Annotated in this window: 19 protein-coding genes and 1 pseudogene; 6 read left to right on the forward strand and 14 right to left on the reverse strand. The window is 64.6% G+C overall.

Going from position 1 to position 18093, the window contains the following annotated elements:
* Positions 1-178 precede the first annotated feature (178 nt).
* From gshA to pspA, 7 genes are all read right to left on the reverse strand, one after another.
* Entirely contained in the window at positions 179-1774 is a 1596-nt protein-coding gene (gene gshA, locus AAF184_05960; protein ID MEO0421860.1) for a glutamate--cysteine ligase, read from the reverse strand.
* Positions 1775-1981: 207 nt separating this feature from the next.
* Positions 1982-2836 carry a hypothetical protein gene (locus AAF184_05965; GenBank protein ID MEO0421861.1) on the reverse strand — a complete coding sequence of 285 codons (855 nt, stop codon included), beginning with the start codon at positions 2834-2836 and terminating at the stop codon, positions 1982-1984.
* A gap of 184 nt (positions 2837-3020) precedes the next feature.
* The gene (locus tag AAF184_05970) at positions 3021-3260 is read right to left on the reverse strand and encodes a hypothetical protein (GenBank protein ID MEO0421862.1); all 240 of its coding nucleotides are present in this window, start codon (positions 3258-3260) and stop codon (positions 3021-3023) included.
* Between the two features lie 168 nt (positions 3261-3428).
* The gene (gene pspC / locus AAF184_05975) at positions 3429-3929 is read right to left on the reverse strand and encodes an envelope stress response membrane protein PspC (protein ID MEO0421863.1); all 501 of its coding nucleotides are present in this window, start codon (positions 3927-3929) and stop codon (positions 3429-3431) included.
* A 4-nt stretch (positions 3930-3933) separates the two neighbouring features.
* Positions 3934-4206: a PspC domain-containing protein gene (locus AAF184_05980; protein ID MEO0421864.1), complete on the reverse strand. Its 273-nt coding sequence runs from the start codon at positions 4204-4206 to the stop codon at positions 3934-3936.
* Positions 4203-4418 (reverse strand): envelope stress response membrane protein PspB, encoded by a 216-nt coding sequence (pspB, locus tag AAF184_05985; protein ID MEO0421865.1) that lies wholly within the window; start codon positions 4416-4418, stop codon positions 4203-4205. Before pspB ends, AAF184_05980 begins: the two co-directional genes overlap by 4 nt.
* A 13-nt stretch (positions 4419-4431) precedes the next feature.
* Positions 4432-5115 carry a phage shock protein PspA gene (pspA, locus tag AAF184_05990; protein ID MEO0421866.1) on the reverse strand — a complete coding sequence of 228 codons (684 nt, stop codon included), beginning with the start codon at positions 5113-5115 and terminating at the stop codon, positions 4432-4434.
* 192 nt (positions 5116-5307) lie between these two features.
* Between pspA and pspF the strand changes: the two genes are divergently transcribed.
* Entirely contained in the window at positions 5308-6327 is a 1020-nt protein-coding gene (gene pspF, locus AAF184_05995; GenBank protein ID MEO0421867.1) for a phage shock protein operon transcriptional activator, read from the forward strand.
* Positions 6328-6471: 144 nt separating this feature from the next.
* Positions 6472-7632, forward strand: coding sequence for an iron-containing alcohol dehydrogenase (locus tag AAF184_06000; GenBank protein ID MEO0421868.1), 1161 nt, complete (start codon positions 6472-6474; stop codon positions 7630-7632).
* A gap of 53 nt (positions 7633-7685) precedes the next feature.
* On the opposite strand, the gene AAF184_06005 is transcribed toward AAF184_06000, so the two are convergent.
* Positions 7686-8135 carry a DUF4399 domain-containing protein gene (locus AAF184_06005; GenBank protein ID MEO0421869.1) on the reverse strand — a complete coding sequence of 150 codons (450 nt, stop codon included), beginning with the start codon at positions 8133-8135 and terminating at the stop codon, positions 7686-7688.
* Between the two features lie 386 nt (positions 8136-8521).
* On the opposite strand from AAF184_06005, the gene ppk2 reads away from it, so the two are divergent.
* The 4 genes from ppk2 (at position 8522) to AAF184_06025 (ending at position 13352) form a co-directional block, all read left to right on the forward strand.
* Positions 8522-9490 carry a polyphosphate kinase 2 gene (ppk2, locus tag AAF184_06010; GenBank protein MEO0421870.1) on the forward strand — a complete coding sequence of 323 codons (969 nt, stop codon included), beginning with the start codon at positions 8522-8524 and terminating at the stop codon, positions 9488-9490.
* Positions 9491-9768: 278 nt separating this feature from the next.
* Positions 9769-11817: a winged helix-turn-helix domain-containing protein gene (locus tag AAF184_06015; protein ID MEO0421871.1), complete on the forward strand. Its 2049-nt coding sequence runs from the start codon at positions 9769-9771 to the stop codon at positions 11815-11817.
* Positions 11818-11842: 25 nt separating this feature from the next.
* Complete coding sequence (locus AAF184_06020) at positions 11843-12259, forward strand: nuclear transport factor 2 family protein (protein MEO0421872.1); 417 nt, start codon at positions 11843-11845, stop codon at positions 12257-12259.
* A 127-nt stretch (positions 12260-12386) separates the two neighbouring features.
* Positions 12387-13352: a hypothetical protein gene (locus AAF184_06025; protein MEO0421873.1), complete on the forward strand. Its 966-nt coding sequence runs from the start codon at positions 12387-12389 to the stop codon at positions 13350-13352.
* A gap of 54 nt (positions 13353-13406) precedes the next feature.
* On the opposite strand, the gene AAF184_06030 is transcribed toward AAF184_06025, so the two are convergent.
* The 6 genes and pseudogenes from AAF184_06030 to AAF184_06055 form a co-directional block, all read right to left on the reverse strand.
* Positions 13407-13709, reverse strand: a complete 303-nt coding sequence (locus AAF184_06030) for a hypothetical protein (protein ID MEO0421874.1) — start codon at positions 13707-13709, stop codon at positions 13407-13409.
* A gap of 141 nt (positions 13710-13850) precedes the next feature.
* The gene (locus tag AAF184_06035; GenBank protein MEO0421875.1) at positions 13851-14096 is read right to left on the reverse strand and encodes a CDGSH iron-sulfur domain-containing protein; all 246 of its coding nucleotides are present in this window, start codon (positions 14094-14096) and stop codon (positions 13851-13853) included.
* A 182-nt stretch (positions 14097-14278) separates the two neighbouring features.
* Complete coding sequence (locus AAF184_06040) at positions 14279-16075, reverse strand: von Willebrand factor type A domain-containing protein (protein ID MEO0421876.1); 1797 nt, start codon at positions 16073-16075, stop codon at positions 14279-14281.
* Entirely contained in the window at positions 16072-16647 is a 576-nt protein-coding gene (locus AAF184_06045; protein ID MEO0421877.1) for an RNA polymerase sigma factor, read from the reverse strand. Before AAF184_06045 ends, AAF184_06040 begins: the two co-directional genes overlap by 4 nt.
* Positions 16648-16778: 131 nt before the next feature.
* The gene (locus AAF184_06050; protein MEO0421878.1) at positions 16779-17390 is read right to left on the reverse strand and encodes an energy transducer TonB; all 612 of its coding nucleotides are present in this window, start codon (positions 17388-17390) and stop codon (positions 16779-16781) included.
* Positions 17391-17468: 78 nt separating this feature from the next.
* Positions 17469-17951, reverse strand: a pseudogene (locus AAF184_06055) (4Fe-4S double cluster binding domain-containing protein).
* Between the last annotated feature and the right edge of the window lie 142 nt (positions 17952-18093).

Genomic DNA, 18093 nt, shown 5'->3' on the forward strand with positions numbered 1-18093 from the left:
CCATGGAAGAACGGGTGAGACAGTCAGCGGATCGACGAAGACCAACAAGAAGATGTCGCGCCGCTCGCAATAATAAAAAGAGTTTCAAGAACAACAAGAACGACAATAAGAAGAATGACTGAACCCCGCTCCGGCGGGGTTTTTCTTTTTCGGCGTTCGGAAAGTTGCGGCCGCCGGATCAGCGGCGACGGGTCTGGCGGTAGTAGTTGTGCAGGTACTGCTCGAAGGAGAGCTGGTCCGTCGCCTCGATCTCCCGCTGGCGCTTGTGCGATCGACGCACCTCATGCTCGAGCACGGCCAGCATGGCCGGCGCCAGCACACCGCGCCCGCGCAGGGCCTCGCGATGCCAGGCGGAGAGGCGTAGGGCCGACTCGATGAAGCTCTCCTGGCGCGTGGTCATCTCATCCAGCAGGCGCGCCGAGGGGGTGAGCGAGGGCTCGATCACCGCGCAACGCTGACGCCCCAAGGCTTGGCGCACGTCCGCCCCCGCGCCGGCGAAGACCTCTTCACACAGGCCCAACATGCCGTCGACCAGGCGCAAGGCCTCATCCCGTAGCGGAACCTCGCCGCCATCGGCCGTGTGCAGCTTCAGGCCCGGCTCGCGGCCCCGCCGCGCGACGAGGCGCGTGTTGCTATCGATTCCCTTCGCTTCCTGCTCGGTGATCGGCGGACTGTCCGCGGTGAGGCAGTAGAGCATGAACGCTTCGAGCACCAGGAGCTGCTCCTCGCTCACGCCCGACGGCGCGAAGGGATCGACGTCCAGGGCTCGAAGTTCCACATACTCGACCCCGCCCCGACGCAGGGCCTGCATGGGTGACTCACCTGACTGCGCCACGCGCTTGGGCCGCACCAGGCTGTAGTACTCGTTTTCGATCTGCAGCAGGTTGGCGTTGAGTTGGCGGTACTCGCCGTCCACCCGCACGCCGATCTCCTCGTACGCCGGCCAGGGCGTGGTGATGGCGTGGGTGAGGCCGTCGATGTACTCATCGAGGGAGTTCGCCGACACCTGCACGCTCGCCTGCGCCTTGTTGCTGTAGCCCAGATCGCTCATGCGCAGGGAGGTGGCGTAGGGCAGGAACGCGGTGTACTCGTCGAGGCGTTCGAGCCCCAGACGCTTCAGCGCATCGGCCCGGGCACCGAAGAAGGTGCGGCACACCGCCGGCGAGGCGCCGTAGAGATAGAGCATCAGCCAGCCGTAGCGACGGAGGTTGCGCACCATGCCGAACAAGGACGCCGAGATCTGGCGCTGGCGCTCGCTCAGGTTCCCCTCGCCGAACCAGGCGCTCCACACGGCCGGCGGCGGCGAGTAGTTGAAGTGCACGCCCGCAATCGCCTGCATCGTGCGGCCGTAGCGGTAACCAAGCCCCACGCGGTAGATGCGCTTCATCATCCCCACGTTGGACGTGCCGTAGTGGGCGATGGGCACATCCGCATCGCCATTCACCACACAGGGCATGCTGCTCGACCATAGCTGCTCGCCCGCATCGAGGTGGCCGTCCACGAACTGGTGGATGTCCGTCAGGAACTCGAAGGTGGGGCCGGCGCCACGGCAGGGCGGCGTGATCAGCTCCAGCAACGCTTCCGAATAGTCGGTGGTGACGAAGGGATTGGTGAGCGCGGCCCCGAGGGCCTCGGGGTGCACCGACTTGGCGATGCGCCCCTCCGGATCCACCCGCAGACACTCTCGCTCCACGCCCATGGTGGGCGTGCGCAGGGCGCTATCGCCGGCGTGCGACCTCAGACGGTCGAGGCGATCCTGGTAGTCGAGTTGCAAGGGCGTTCTCGGGCGCTAGGGCCGCAGCTGCAGCCGGTGGGCGGTCAGGGCGCAATATCGCGTATGCCCTGGCAGGGCGCAAGGGTGGGCCGGCACGGCGCCAGACCACTGCTGCACAAACGCAAAGGGCCATCCGTGGCGTTATCCACGGACGGCCCCATCGGTTGCTTCGGGTGCCCTCGAACCGCGTGCGGTCGAGGGCTTGGCTCAGCGCCACCAACGATGGCGCTGGTCGTCGTAGCGACGGCTCGGCGGGTAGGGGGCGAAGCCACCGGGCGTGGTGTCGTAGCGACGGTCCCAGAGCCGGTTGCGATCGCTCCTGCCGTAGCGGCTGCAGCGCATGATGCCCATCTCGCAAAGGGTCTCGCGCCACTCGTAGCGCACCAGCATCACGGCGGACGGCGAGCGCTGCGCGTCGAAGGCCACCTGGCGTGAGGGCGAGTAGCGCTCATCGCCGAAGCCCGTGCCGGCCTTACCCTGCGGCTGGGCGTTCTGCTTGCCCGCGCCCGGTGCGCGCTTACCGTCGGCGTAGAGGTCAGGCCCGTCCCGGTAACGCGGCGTGGCGTCACGGTAAACGGCGGCGCTGATCAAGCCCATGGACGAGTAGTCGTCGAAGGCCGCCGCGTAGGAGTGCTGCTCGCGGGTGAAGTAGAACTCGTTCACCCGATCGCGACCCGTGCGCCAGCCTTCGTAGACGGCGCTCTGGTAGGGCTCCAGCACGTACATCGCTTCACGACGCGACAGGTTAGAGCGCTTGCCGCTGATGATGTTGCGACCGTCCACCGCGAGCACCACGCCCACGCGTCGGCCCGTACGGTTGCGCACGCGCAAGGCGTAGGGCTCACCGGGCTTGGCTTCCAACCAGGCGCGCAGGGCGTCGTCACCACCACCGCGGCGGTTGGTGCTCGCGTAGCGCGGCTCCTCCACGTGGTAGAGCGTATGGACGTAGCCCTCGGGGCTGACCACGTCGATGTCGACGTCGCCGCTGAAGGCCGCCGCCTCGAGGGCGGGGATGGACGCGGCCAGCCAGGCGGCTACCGCAGTACTTAGGAAGCGTTTCACTGTGCTCTCCCGCTGGTCGAATCGTTCGATACTCGGGAGTCAGTGTGGCAAGAGGCGGCTTAATCGAAGCTGAACTGAAAGCGGCTGGGCTAAGCCTGTGACTTCGGCCGCCCCGGCGCGCGGCTAGGCCTCTAGGGAAGGCCTGCCGCGGCGATCGGGGGGGATCTTGGTATTGGGGAGGGAGCTAGCTCACGCGGTCGAGATCGTCGATCTCCCGGCGCAGGTCATAACGCTTGTCGGTGACGATGGCCTCCAGCACACGCACGCGCTCTTCGAGCCTCTCCAGGCGATCGAGCTTCTCCATGAGGTCTCGATCTTCCACGTCGCGCGCGCCGCGCATCTGCTTGGTCTTGAAATACTCGGTGACCATGCCGGTGATGCAGCCGATCGCCACCACCCAGACCACCATGTGGAATACGCTCATCTATCAACTTCCTCCCCTGCTGCTCGCCTTAACTGCTCTTCACGCCAGTAACGGTACTTCATCGTATTGTAGAGTGCGGCACACCCACACAATACGGCCATAACGGCGATCATCTTGTCTCCTCGGGGTCTCCCCCTGCTTACTTAGCACCTCCAATAGGCGCTACTTCTATCGTTCTAATTCTCTGAACTCGCGATCCACACCGTAGCGAGAGGACGTCACGTAGCGTTCTAAGCGCTGGGTGCGTGCCTCCATCTCGCGGAACTTGTGTCGTACCTGCGAAAGGGTCGCGATCGGCGACTTGCGTACGGAGTGCCAAAAGGCCTCCTCATCTTCATCGCGGTACAAGGGCTCCTCCGGCGTCGTCGGCAGCATGATCGACATGGCGATGTAGGCCAGGACCACCCAGGGCATCAGCACGAAGGCTGCGATCACCGTGACGATGCGCGTGCCCGTCAGGGAGAACCCGAAGTGGTCGGCGATGCCGGCGCACACGCCAGCCAACACGCCCCGACGACGGTTGCGATACAAGCGGCGAGGATCTGGCTCATCGCCGTAGTCACGACGCTCGTCTCGCCCCGGCCCCCCACCCCCGTGCCGACGCTCTTCGCGCGCCGCCCGGAAGCGTGACCGTTCGTGGTGATGACGATGTCTTCGGCTCGAACCCATTTCCTTACCTCCAGCTCTCTTCTTCGCCGTCGCGCCAGAACTCACGCTCCGAGCGACGCCCCGTGTACTCCAACGGCCTGTCCTGCAGCAGTATCCCAGCGGTGAGATACACCAGCGCCAGCGGCCAGAAGGGCGCGATCACCACCGCCAGCACCACCAGGATGCGGATGGCGAGGGGGCGCACGGCAAAGTGATTAGCCAAGCCCGCGCACACCCCGAACAGCACGCCGTTCTCACGATCTCGGTAGATCCGCCCTGACCCGCGTCCGTACCTCACGCCCGCTTCCTCCAGTCCGGCACTTCATCGTCGAGGATCGATTCCAGCGTGTTGATGCGACTCTCCATCCGCTGGGCGTCCTGCCACAGATCCTCGAGCATGCGCTCGTCTTCCTTCGACAGCCCCTTCAGCTCACGCCAGCGCGTGGTGTAGTGCAGGAACAGAAAGATCGGTAGCACGACCACGCATAGCAGTATTCCGATCACTTCCATCTCACTTCCTCACTTATGAATGCGACTGACTGGACTGCTTGCTCGCCATGTCCCGCTTCAGATCGTTGAGCTGCTCATCGATCTTGGTGTCGCCCTCGAGCTCGGTGAACTCCCGGCGCAAGTCCTTACCACGGCCGAGGTCGTAGGCTTCGACACGTCCTTCCATGGTCTCCATGCGGCGTTCGAACTGCTCGAAGCGCACCAGCGCGTCGTCGATCTTGTTGTCGTGGATCTGCTTGCGCACCTCCAGACGGTTGGTCGCCGTCTTGTGGCGAACGATCAACGCCTTCTGGCGAGCCTTGGCGTCGGCCAGCTTGTCTTCCAGACGACCGATGTCGTCGTTCAGCTGCTCCAGACCCTCGGTGACCGAGTCGAACTGGTTCTGCAGACCGTCGCGCATCTCGCTGACCCGGGCCTTCTCCGCCAGGGCGGCCTTGGCCAGATCGTCGCGACCCTTGGACACGGCGAGCTCCGCCTTACGGTGCCACTCGTCCACATCCTTGGAGATGGCTTCCAGCTTGCGGGTGAGCTCCTTCTTGTCGGCGATGGCGCGAGCCGCGGCGGAACGCACTTCCACCAGCGTGTCTTCCATCTCCTGAATCATCAGGCGTACCAGCTTCTCCGGATCCTCGGCCTTCTCCAGCAGGGAGTTGAGGTTCGAGTTCACGATGTCACTGAAGCGCGAGAAAATACCCATCGAACTTCCTCCAGGTGAGTGTGTTTCTCTCGGGAGATGTATAGCGAGTTCCGTGCCAAACTCAGGCTTCGGGATTTTTATCAATGAAAACAGATAGATAGGGAGCCACGAAGAACAGAGCCGCTCAATGTTATTTGGCGAAATTTCTCAACCTTTGGTATTTTCTACTAATACTTTCGCGGTTTTCGCCAAATGAGTTCATCCGCCCCAAATATCCTGGGCGAGTCGCCCTCCTTCCTCTCGATGCTGGAGCACGTGTCCCACGCGGCGCCGCTCGATAAGCCGTTGTTAATCATCGGAGAACGGGGGACCGGCAAGGAGCTCGTGTCGCAACGACTGCACTTCTTGTCCAAGCGCTGGGACGAGCCGCTGGTGAAGCTCAACTGCGCCGCCCTCACCGAGAGCCTGCTGGAGTCGGAGCTGTTCGGGCACGAGGCCGGCGCGTTCACCGGCGCCGTCGGCCAGCACATCGGGCGCTTCGAGCGGGCCGAGGGGGGAACCCTGCTGCTGGACGAACTCGGCACGATCCCCCTGCGGATGCAGGAGAAGATCCTGCGGGTGATCGAGTACGGCGAGTTCGAGCGGGTGGGCGGCAGCGACACCCTCTCCGTGGACGTGCGCGTGGTGGGGTCGACGAACGAGGATCTACCGCGCCTGGCACGCAAAGGCGGTTTCCGCCACGACCTGCTGGATCGGCTCGCCTTCGATGTGATCACCGTGCCACCGCTGCGGGCACGGCCCGAGGACATCCTGATGCTGGGGGAGCACTTCGGGGTGCGGGCGGCGCAGGAGTTGGGGCGGCCGCTGTTTCCTGGGTTTTCGGAGGGCGCGCGGGAGATTCTGCTGACCCATCCCTGGCCGGGTAACGTGCGAGAGCTCAAAAACGTGGTGGAGCGGTCGCTTTACCGGTGGCCGTCGCTGGAGGATCCGGTAGATGCGATCTCCCTCGACCCCTTCGCTTCGCCCTTTCGACTGCGCGGGCCGGCGGTTCCTGATACGGGCCCTGACGCTGGCGAGGACGCCGCCCAGGCAAGCGCAGAGCACACACCTTCATTGCCCGTCGATCTGCCGGAGGTTGTCGGCAACTTCGAGGTGCGCTATATCCGCGCGGCGATGGACGCGATGAACCACAACCAGCGTGCGGCCGCAGAACTCCTCGGCCTGACCTACCACCAACTCCGGGGACGGCTGCGCAAGTACGACCTGACCTGAGTGCCTACTCCCTGGCGAACTAGCGCCAAGCGCAGCCCAATCCGTACTTTCAGCGATACCGCGCCGAGCTAGCAGACTCTATATCTACCTCTAGAAAGCTCTCGGCGCACGTTGCCGTGGCGGTTGAAGCTAAAGGAGGAAAAGATGGCGTACTACTATTTCATGCCCGTGGTGAACATCATGGGCGCCGGCGGCCTCGCCGACGCCGGCCGCGAAATCCAAGGCCTCGGCTTCAAGAAAGCCCTCATCGTCACCGATGCCCCGCTGCATCGGGAGCTGAAGGCCACCCAAGTGCTGACCGAACTCCTGAAGGACATCGGCGTCGACTACGCGGTCTACGACGGCGTCGAACCCAACCCCACCACCGCCCAGGTGGACGAGGGCACGGCGCTCCTGAAGCAGGAGGGCTGCGACTTCATCATCTCCTTCGGCGGCGGCTCGCCCCACGACGCTGCCAAGGCGATCGGCATCCTCGCCACCCACGGCGGCGACATCCGCGACTTCGAGGGCATCAACAAGATGACCCAACCGATGCTGCCCCTGGTGGCCATCAACACCACCTCGGGCACGGCGAGCGAGATGACACGCTTCGCGATCATCACGGACGATACCCGGCACGTGAAGATGGCCATCGTCGACTGGCGCACCACGCCGACGCTGTCCGTGGACGATCCCGACCTGATGGAGGCGATGCCGCCCGACCTCACCGCGGCCACGGGGATGGACGCCCTCACCCACGCGATCGAGGCCTACGTCTCCACCGCCGCCACGCCGGTCACCGACTCAGCCGCCCTGCACGCGATCAAGCTGGTCGCCGGCTTCCTGCCACGGGCGGTGGAGAACGGGCACGATCAGGAGGCGCGGGAGATGATGACCTACGCCGAGTTCCTCGCCGGCATGGCCTTCAACAGCGCGAGCCTCGGCTACGTCCATGCCATGGCGCACCAGCTCGGCGGCTACTACGACCTGCCCCACGGTGTGTGCAACGCCATCCTCCTGCCCCACGTGCAGGCCTACAACGCGCAGGCCGTGCCTGAACGCTTCGTGGAGATCGCCCAGGCCTTCGGCATCGACACACGGGAGATGAGTGCATCGCAGGCAGCGGACGAGGCCCTTGCGGCCATACGCACGCTCTCTGCCGCGGTGGGCATCCCGCCCAACCTCGCCGCGTTCGAGGTGGTGAAGCCGACTGACTTCCCCACCCTGGCGGACAACGCCATGAAGGATGCGTGCGGCGTGACCAATCCGAAGCAGCCGAGCAAGGATGAGGTCATCGCCCTCTACGCTGCGGCCTACGAGGGCTAGACCGCCGGCCGCTCATCGACGAGAGCGGGGAGCCCCGAGCTCCCCGCCGCCACTTACTCGACAGTCACCGTGATCGTGTTCGAGACCACGGGCGTCGCGTGGGGGATGTGCACGAAGTTGCCCATCACCAATTGCAGCGTGTGCTTCCCTGGCGGCAGCTCGATCACGGCCTCCGTCTGCCCGCCGCCGAAGTGCCGCACCTGATCGGTGGCCGGCAGCGGCTGGGTGAAGTCGAGCCCTTCCGGCGAGTCGATCAGCAGGTGATGGTGCCCGGTGTTGGGGCGATCGGTGCCCGCGGGCGCGACGCCCATGTTGCGCAACCCGAATACCACTTTGAACGACGGCGGCACGACGGCGTGATCCGCTGGCTCGAGAAAGTAGACCTCCGCATCGGCCGGTGCCTCACGCATCAATGGTGCCGCATCCTCTGCGAGGACAGGGCCCGCACCCAGCAGCATCACGCCGAGGGACAAGGCCAGCCATTTACTCCGTTCCCGCTTCATCGGTTTCGAACCTCGAGTTGTTTCTTAGATGCCGTCCAATCTACGCGTCCTGCGCCGCGGCTTGAAATCGAACGTTCGACTCAAGACGATTCGGACAGTCTATGGCGATGCGGTGGAAAACTGACCAAGGGCCACGTAACCCCCTGTAAAAATTTAGCAAACGGAGACTCTACGACGACGTAGACAACTGAAGCGACACGGAGCAGCTTGAGGCGCTGACTTACCTGCACGACATCCGCAGGACAACCGCGTGCGGTCCACGCCCATGGAGCGCGAGTGCGAGTTGCGGTGACACCTCGATGCTAGCGGCAACTACCTATCCCTCAGGGCAGCTGAACGCGCGAGACTAGCTCTGGACCGGACCCTCTTTGGCGAAAGGCAATTCCATGACCGACGGCACCCCCGCAACCGCGCCCGATCGCCTCCCGCACCTCGGTGCGCAGACCGCTCGCGTCAAGGACGACGCCACCGCCACGGGCGCTCCAGCCCCTGCGTCACGCGAGCGACGATCAATCCTGCTCGACGAACTACGCCACAGCCCCCAAGAGATCCGCCAACTCTTCCGACGCGGCATCTACCCGTACAAGCGGAAGATCCGTCGCGATGCCTACGAGCACCATAAGCAGGAGCTGCAAACAGAACTGCTCAAGGTGCAGAACTGGGTCAAGCAGACCGATCAACGAATCGTAGTGCTCTTCGAAGGTCGTGATGCTGCTGGCAAGGGCGGCACCATCAAACGCTTCATGGAACATCTCAATCCCCGAGCCGCGCGTGTGGTCGCCCTCGAGAAGCCGTCGGACGTGGAGCGCGGGCAATGGTACTTCCAACGCTACATCAAGCACTTACCTACCAAGGGTGAGATGGTCTTCTTCGATCGCTCCTGGTATAACCGCGCCGGGGTGGAGCGCGTCATGAGCTTCTGCTCCTCCGTCGAGTACCTCGAGTTCATGCGTCAGGTGCCGGACCTCGAACGCATGCTCACGCGGTCGGGAATCCGCCTGTTCAAGTACTGGTTCTCGGTCACGGCGCAAGAGCAGCAGCGGCGTTTTACGGCGCGCGAGAGCGATCCACTTAAACAGTGGAAGCTCAGCCCGATCGACAAGATCTCGCAGAACAAGTGGACCGAGTACACGCAAGCCAAGGAAGCGATGTTCTTCTACACGGATACGGCTGATGCCCCGTGGACCATCATCAAATCCGATGACAAGAAGCGGGCTCGGCTGAACTGCATGCAGCATTTCCTGGCAGCCTTGGACTACCCGGGGAAGGACGAGCATATCGTGCATGGCCCGGATCCGCTCATCGTCGGCTCACCTTCTCAAGTGCTGGAGAAGGAAGCGCATCTCTTGGAATGATCCCATCCGCGGTTCGAGGCCGTAGGCACTGGCGATCAACTCCGGGCCCCCGATGTGCTTCGCTAACCGCACGATCAACGCGGTGTGGCGGCGCAGGGACCGTCTGCGTCACAGCAGCGACAATGGCCAACCCGCACGCCCGCCCGGCCACCCCGCCCGGCGCTGGCCTGCAGTGATTTTGTATGATGGGGCCGAGATCGTCGACGCATCCTCACGACCCCTTATGATGAGAAGCATGCCGGTCGAGCACGAGATCTCGTCAAGGGACGCCGGCCTACGTGACACACGCAAACGCTCAACGCCCCCCTTTCGTGCTCGGCGCCATCCGCGTCGAGCCGACGCTCAACTCGCTGTTTCTCGGTGAGTCCAGATACGCCCTCGAGCCGCGCATCATGGATGTTCTGTGCCTGCTTGCCGGACACGCAGGCGAGGTGGTGGGGCGCGACACCCTCATCGACCAGGTCTGGGGCCTCGAGCACAGCGGCGATGAGAGCCTGACGCGGGCGATCTCGCTCATTCGCAAGACCATCCGAGACGCCGGCGAATCGCAGGAGTACATCGAGACCATCCCCAAGCGCGGCTATCGTGTCGTGCAGCCTGTGACGCTCGTGGAATCCGGTCTACCCGACGCCGCATCGAACACGCCGCCATCACCACCGGTAACATCTCAGGCAGAAGCACCTACGAAGTCGGGCATGCCCCTGCCGCCTCGCTTCGCCGTGCTGCTTGGCGCGATCACCCTCCTGGCGATCAGATTCCTTATCCCCGCCTTATCCCCGGATCCGTCGGATGTCGAGGACCCGGTCGTCGCCGCGAGCGCTCCAGTCCCGAGCGCCCCCTCGATCGCCGTCTTGCCCTTCACCGCCCTCTCCTCGGCTGATGAAGACCAGCTGTTCGCGGACGGCGTTGCCGTTGGCCTGCTCACCCGGCTCGGGCGGATCACAGATCTCGAGGTGGCGGGCCAACGCTCGTCGTTCGCCTACCGCGACCGCAACCTCGATTTGCGCAAAATCGGGTACGAACTCGGTGTGGACCATGTGCTGGACGGCACCGTGCTTCGCAGCGGCGACGAAGTGCGAGCCACGATCCAACTGGTCCGAACCACGGACGGCGTGCAGATCTGGAACGAGGCCTACGATGCGCCGCTGAACGACGTCTTCACGATCCAGGACGACATCGTACGACAGGTAGGTCGGCAGCTAGAGATCGAGCTAGGTGTGGGCCAGTACCGAGGGCGCACCAGCGGCGAAGGCATCGAGCCTGAAGCCGTCGAGCAATACTACCTGGGCCTTGGCTACTTCGGCGAGCGTATGCGCAACGACCAGGCACGCTTTCAGGCGTACGACGCGTTCCAGAACGCTGCCTTGATCGACCCGGACTTCGGTGAGGCGTGGGCAGGCATCGCGTTTGTTGGGTCCACCGGCGTGGGCAGTCCCCTGTCGCGGGACTTCGAGAGATTTCGCCGGGACGTCTCGCATGCCTTCGAGCGCGCATTCGCGCTCATCCCTGACGATGCATCCACCCACGCTGCGATGGTGTTCTGGAGCCTGGGGCCTGCGTTCGATATGTCTGCCGCGCGTATGCACGCGGAAAGGGCCATGGCGTTGGCGCCCGTCCAATTCGACGTGCTCTACGCGAATGCCGGCCTCAAGATGTACAGCGGGGATGTCGACGGGGCCATCGACCTCTACGATCGACTGGTAGCCCTGCATCCGGAGAATCTGTCGGGCGCACAAGTGCGCGCCCGCTGGCTGGCGACAGCAGGGCGAACCGAGGATGCCTTTGCGTTCTTCAATGCCTGCCAGGCCGAGCGTTGCCTGGGGGAAGGCTTCGTCGCGTTCGCCTCCACCTACGCTGTTTTGTCAGGCGACCCGGTGCTTGCGGCTCAATGGCGCCCCCACTACGAGGAATTCGAGGCGCTGCTGGCGAGCCTGCCGCCCGAAGCGAAGCCTAACGTCACGCGCATCTTGCCGGGCTTCTTCTCGATCATGTTCGACCGACCGGACAAGCAGGCGCAGATCGAAGCGCTGATCGAACTCTACGAGACGAACCCTGTAACTGAACAGGTGGGCATGTGGGGGCCGGTGTTCTGCGACTTTCTGCCCGAAGACATGTTCCTAAGCGCCCTCGAACTCGCCGCCGACAAGGGCAAATTCCTCAGTACTGGCCACGCCCTGATGCCCTTCTATGGCACCAACCCGTATCCCGACTGGGTGCTGCAGCATCCGCGCTATCACGCGTTGTTCGAGCGCCCTGCACTTGCGGAGTTTGCGCGTGTTCGCAGGGAACATGGGTGGACACACGGCTTACCGCTACCGACCGACTAGCCAGCTCACTTGACGAGGTGACCAGATGACTACTCGACTCGCCATCCTGCTGCTGCTCCTGCTCTCGGCCCATGCGTCGAACGCCCAATCACCGCAGGAGGTCGTGACGGCTCGCATGGACGCGCTCAACGCCCATGACCTGAGTGCACTAATGGATCTCTACGCTGAGGACGTCGTGATCTCCGTGTTCCCAGGCACCCCCCTCACCTCCGGCCGAGGGGCACTGCGCGAGTTGTTCGCGTCCCTCGTGGAGACGGGTGACGCTGAGGTCACCGTGACCTCGATGCTGGCGTCAGGGCCCTTCGTGGTGGTGGAGAGGACCTTCTCCTACGGCCAGGTGTCCGAGCCCGGAATCGCCGTGTATCGGGTGGAGGGTGGTCTCATCACCCATGTGGAGTTCCTGAGGGACGGCCGGCGTGCGAAGCGCGTAGACCGCTTCTAGCGGTCGCACGCGCGTCAGCTACCAGCAGCTTCGGCGAGGACGCGAGATACCACCGATCCGGCGACATCCCCACTAGGCAGCCGAACGACTATCCTCGTCAGGCAACATATCCGTCAGGGAGATCGATATGGTAAATCGCGAGTGGGTTCTCATCGCGCTCCTGACGAGCGCCGCAACGGCCCTGGCCGTTGATCTGCCTTCCGTGGACCGAGGGTGGTACACCGCGGAAGGCGAGCACACCGTGGACAACGAGAACTACCTGGTCGGCCAGAACGCCGGCTCGCTGTTCAATAACTTCTTCGTGTTCGACCCGACAGGCATCTCGCAACCGATCACGGCGGCGCGCCTGCGCCTGTACGTGCCCGACTTGGGCGGGCTGGTCACCGACGAGGCCTTCGAGATCTACGAGGTGTTTACCGTGGACACACCCGTCGAGGTGCTGGTGGACGGCACCGGCGGCGCGCAGGCGTACACGGATCTCGGCAGTGGCACCTCGCTGGGAGAGACCGTCGCCACGCGGCGCGACGTCGACCGGACGCTGACCGTGCCCCTGAACGCCGAGGCTGTCCAGCTGCTGAGCGAAGCGGACGGGCTCGTCGCACTTGGCGGAGCGCTGCCGACCTTCAACGACACCGAGACCTTCAGAGAGGGACTGTTCGGGGCGAGTAACGGGACGCCAGGTTTCGCGCGGCTGGTGGTGGACACCGCGGATGCGCCGATCGGCGCCACTGCAGTCGGGCTGGCCGGCGTCACCGCCCGCTGTGACAACGTGACCGACCCGCAATCGGTCGTGGCCTCGGGCGCCGGGGATCCGGTGGCCGCCCTCGACTGTGAGGCCGCCGGTCTCACCGCGGCACCCGGCGACCAGATCCGGCTGGTCATCGCGGCAGGGGCAGCTCCAGTGTCCGCAGAACTCCTGGAGGGCACGCTGACCGGGCTCGACATCACCGAACCGGCCCGCTGCATCAACGTCTCTCGGCCCAACGTCGTTGGTTGGCCGGTGGTCGACGGTGTCTGGGACTGCCGGCGCGCGCGCTTCGACGTTCGACCGGGTGATGCCGTGCGAGTCCTGATCACCGGCACGGCGCGGTAAGGGCTGGGAACGGCCGCCCGTGATCCACGGGCGGTCGACCCCGTCGGTCCCGCCTTACGACACGCGTGACCAGGTGAGCTGACCGCTGATCCGGCCGAAGGAGCACGTCATCAGCGCACCTAAGATGCGCTCAATCTCCTCGTCCTCCTGCTGGGCCTGCGCCAGGGCTTGGTCCATCGCATCTTCGAGGGCTTGCATCTCCGCTCGTTGCACTTCGTGGCGCCGACGATCTGCGTCCACGGCGGTGCGGAGAATTTCATCGAGCAGTTGTCCAATCTCTTCCTGTGAGGTGCTTCGTGCATCCAGGGCGTCGTCCAGAGCTCGCGTTACCTCACGGGCGCTGTTGAGCACGTTCATCATCTCCTCCGACAGGTCAGATTCTCCCTTCCATCGGTCGCGTGTTGATGGGAGTTCCGATAGTTGAGGCTGGCAACTTTGCCGAAGATAACGCAGTCAACCAAGGTGCCGTCGTTAGGCGACGCCTCCGCGGGCGTTGTCCTAGAGCTTGTTGTGAGAACCGTCGCAAAGAGGTTGCTTGTTAGTGCGCTTGCAGCCGCAGAACCACAAGGTGCCATCTCGCTCCGCGGTGTGCTCGAGGGGCACGAAGGAGGTGCCCGCGTGGGAGCCGTCACAGAAGGGCTGCTGCTTACTGCGCCCGCAGGCACACCAGTAGTACTTCTTGCCGGCGCTGACTTCTACACCGTAGGGCTCACGGGCGGGGCATTCGGGCTGTTCGCTGCTCATCGCTGTCCTCGTCGAGTCGGGCGCCGCGGGAATCGGCGCTACCTCACGAGGCTGCCCCAGGCGCTGATAGGGCGCAAGGCGCGAGACGGGACGACCGCTAAGCAAACGCCGCAGTAGTGCGCTGCCACCGATTGCCGCCGCGTAGGCGCTCATTACGGTGAGCGACCGAGCGCTGGCGAGCCCTACCTGGACAGTTCGTCGGCAAGCTCTACCAGGCGCACGAACTCACGGCGTTGCTGCCCGTCGGCGCCGCGGTTGGCCTCGGCCAACGCCATGACCGAACCGTAGTCGTAGTCGCTGAGGGTGGGGTCGGCGCGCAGCTTTTGCCCGAAGGCGGCCACCGCTGCGGCGAAAGCGAGCTCGCGTGACGCCTCGGTGTCGGGCGCCACCTCGGCCGCACGGGTCACGGGGAAGTCGAGCTGACGACTGCGGTACTCGCCGGGGGCCTTGTAGCGAATCCGCACGACCGCCAGCTCGTCGGTGAGTAAATCATCCACAGCGGCTCCGACCTGGCCCCGCGAGGGCGGTGAGTCTGGTCGGCGGCCCTCGCTCCCGGGCGCCACGATCTCGTACATCGCCGTGACCTGATGGCCGGCACCCACTTCGCCCGCGTCGACGCGATCGTCATCGAGGTCTTCACGATTCAGCGCCCGGGTCTCGTAGCCGAGCAGACGGTACTCGGCCACCTGCGCAGGGTTGAACTCCACTTGGATCTTCACCTCTTTGGCGATGGTCAGGAGCGTGCCGTCGAGCTGCTCGACGAGCACCTTGTGCGCTTCGTGGAGCGAGTCGATGTAGGCCGCCTGCCCATCGCCGTTGCGTGCCAGCGCCTGCATCAACTCATCGTTGAGGTTGCCGCGGCCGAAGCCGAGCACGGAGAGGGACACGCCGGCGTCGCGCTTGCGCTCGATGAGCCGGCGCAGGGTCGCCGTATCGCGCGCGCCCACGTTGAAGTCGCCGTCCGTGGCGAGGATCACTCGATTGATCTTCTCAGCGTCGTAGTGCGCCTCAGCCAGGGCGTAGGCGCCCTGGATGCCGGCAGCCCCCGCGGTGCTGCCCCCTGCCTGCAGGTGGCGCAAGGCATCTTCGATACGCGCGCGCTGGGACGCCGCTGTGGGCTCCAGCACTACGCCCGCAGACCCGGCGTAGGCCACGATACCCACCGTGTCGTCGGGCCTCAGCTCCTTCAGGAGCAGGCGCAGGGAAGACTGCAGCAGGGGCAGTCGGTCGGGCGATGACATCGAGCCTGAGGTGTCGATGAGGAACACCAGATTGGCGGCGGGACGTTCCTTGTACGGCGGCTCGTAGCCCTGGATGCCGATCCGGAGCAATTGCACACCGTCGCTCCACGGCGCCGGCATGAGGGCCACGTCCGCATTCAGGGGCATGTCCAGCACGGGTGCCTCGTAGGCATAGGAGAAGTAGTTGAGCATCTCCTCCGTGCGCACAGCCGCGGGGGGCGGGAGTGTGCCCTCGTTGAGCAGTCGCCGTACGAAGGTGTAGCTCGCCGTGTCGACGTCAGCCGAGAAGGTGGAGACGGGATCCGTGAGGGTGTCGGTCACGCCGTTGACGTCAGCACGGGGGAATCGGTCCGTGCCAGCGCTGCGTTCGCGCATCGCTTCGCGCAGGTTGGGTAGCGGCAACTCCTGCACATCGTTCGGATCGAGAGCGTAGAGGCGTCGCTCGTCCACCGCCTCCGGGGTATTGGAGAGGATCAGGAGCGTGATGGCGGAGACGATGGCAGCGAACGAAGCCGCTAGGCCGTAGCGAGCGAATTGGATCCAGCGATCTCGCATGTCCCTGTCACCAGGTGCTGTGCGCGAGGTATTGGTGGATTCCGCAGTGCGTTCGTCGGCGGCGAACTCCTCGTCGAACGCCGCCAGGGCGGCCTCGACAGCGCGTTCGCGAGCCCCCTCGGGCGCAGGCGTGTCGGTTTGGCGCAGGGCTTGGGTTCGGAGCTCGTCGAGGATGTCGGTCATGCGATCACCTCCCCGCCGCTCGGCTTAGGTGGTAGGTCGTTCGTGTTCAATTGTCTGCTTAAGGTCTTGCGCACCTCGGCGAGGCGCCAGGAGATCGTGCCCTCCTTCACCTTCAGCACCTCGGCGGCTTCGCTGTGGGTGAGCCCGCCGTAGATCACCAGGATCGTGGTGTCTCGCAGGGGGGCTGGGAGGGTCTCCACGGCCTCGCGCAGCAGTTGGCTGCGCTGGGCGTGGTGCTCGTCGAGGTGTTGTCGGTCGTCGTGTTCCGCCAGGTATTCGGCGGTCCTCTCGCGACGCAGCTGATGCTTGCGGCGCGCATCGTGGGTGGCGTTCAGGATCACCCGGTAGGACCAGGTGCTGAACGACGAGTCCCCTCGGAACCCTCTGATCTTCCTCGCCATTCCGGCGCATACGTCCTGGGCGAGGTCGGCCGCGTCGTCCGGTTCGCGCAGGCACTGGAGGCACAGGCGGTAGATGCGCCCGTAATTGCGCTCCAGCAACGTGGCGAAGGCCGCACGGTCACCCTTTGCGGCGGCGGCGGCCAGTTGATCGTCTGCGATGGGTTCGCTCATCGTTGGGTTAGACGCGTCGGCTGGCGGATTCCTTGGGAGCTGAACCAAGAACTCTGATCATAGCGAGGATGGCGGCTCCCGGCGCGCGACGGCGACGCCCCCGATGACCCGGGGGCGTGACCTGTACCGCTTCAGTTCTCGAGCCTGAACGAGATCCGGTTCTTCACCCCGGCCACCTCGATCGGCACCCCGTTCACCACCCGCGGCTTGTACTTGAACTTCTCCGCCGCCGCGATCGCCGCCTGGTTGAACAACGGCCGCGTGGACTCCACCACCGACACATCCCTCACCGTGCCCTGACGGGTCACCGTGAACGCCACGATGACATCCCCCTCCAGGCCGCGCTCGAGGGCACGCCGCGGGTAGACCGGGGCCACCTTGATGATCGGCAGGTACTCCCCATCCGCGGCGGCGAGGCCGAGCGATGCGGTGATGCCGACCCCCGCCCCGCTGGTGACAGGTGCGCTGTGGGTGAGCGCGACGGTGGTGCTCGTGGGGTCCAGGCGCATCCGCGTTATCTTCGGCGGTGGCGTCTCCGGCTGCGGCGGCTTCTGCGGCTTGGTCGGTTTGACCTCGACGATCTCCTCCTTCGGCACGCGCACGAAGTTCAGTACCTGCCCTGGCACCTCCGTAACGATCGCCGACTGCCCCGTCGAGATCAGGTATTGCATAACGAAGACGAGAACGAAGGTCACCGCACCGGCCAGGCCGGCGGACGGAACCAATCTGAATGCTTGCACCATGGGTAGCGCCTCTTGTGGATCTGACACCTATGTAGACGCTCGAACCCATCCCTTCCTTGGGGCAGTGGTCGACAGCGGCTAGGCCTTCGACCACCAATCGCCGGGCTTAGCTCGCTGACCGCGATGGCGATCCAACCAGAGCGCCAGCTTGCGCAGGGGCGACAGGGCAAGCCTCAGCCAGAGGCGGTGGCGACGCTTGGAGAAGTCACGATTGAACGGACACACCCGCATGCAGATGGCGCAGTCCGAGGCGAGCTGGGTCCAGAAGCCGAAGCACTTCTGGGCGTCCGACGTCCACTTGCGAACGCCCTTGATCGCTGAGGGTTGCGTCGAGACGGCCGGGGGCCCGTAGGGCAAGGCCTTCACCGGACAGGCATCCGCACACTTGGTGCAGATATCGCAGAACGCGGCCACGCCGATCTTGCGCGGCGCATCGTGCTGCAATGGCAAGGACGTGTAGATCTTGGAGAAGCGCAAGCGGGGGCCGAACTGCGGCGTGATGACGAGCTGGTTGCGGGCGTACTCCCCGAGCCCTGCCTGCAGGGCGTAGGGACTGACCAGGTGATTTTCCGGCTACTAGTTTTTTGCATCGAGCTTTAGTTGCCGCAAATATTCGTCAAGCTGACTGGGTAGCCTCAACCAGTGAGGTGATGGCACGACAAACCGAGTCTCTGTCTGAAGATATTCGCCACCTCAGTATTAC

The sequence above is a fragment of the Pseudomonadota bacterium genome, assembly GCA_039815145.1.
Lineage (GTDB): Bacteria > Pseudomonadota > Gammaproteobacteria > Steroidobacterales > JBCBZW01 > JBCBZW01.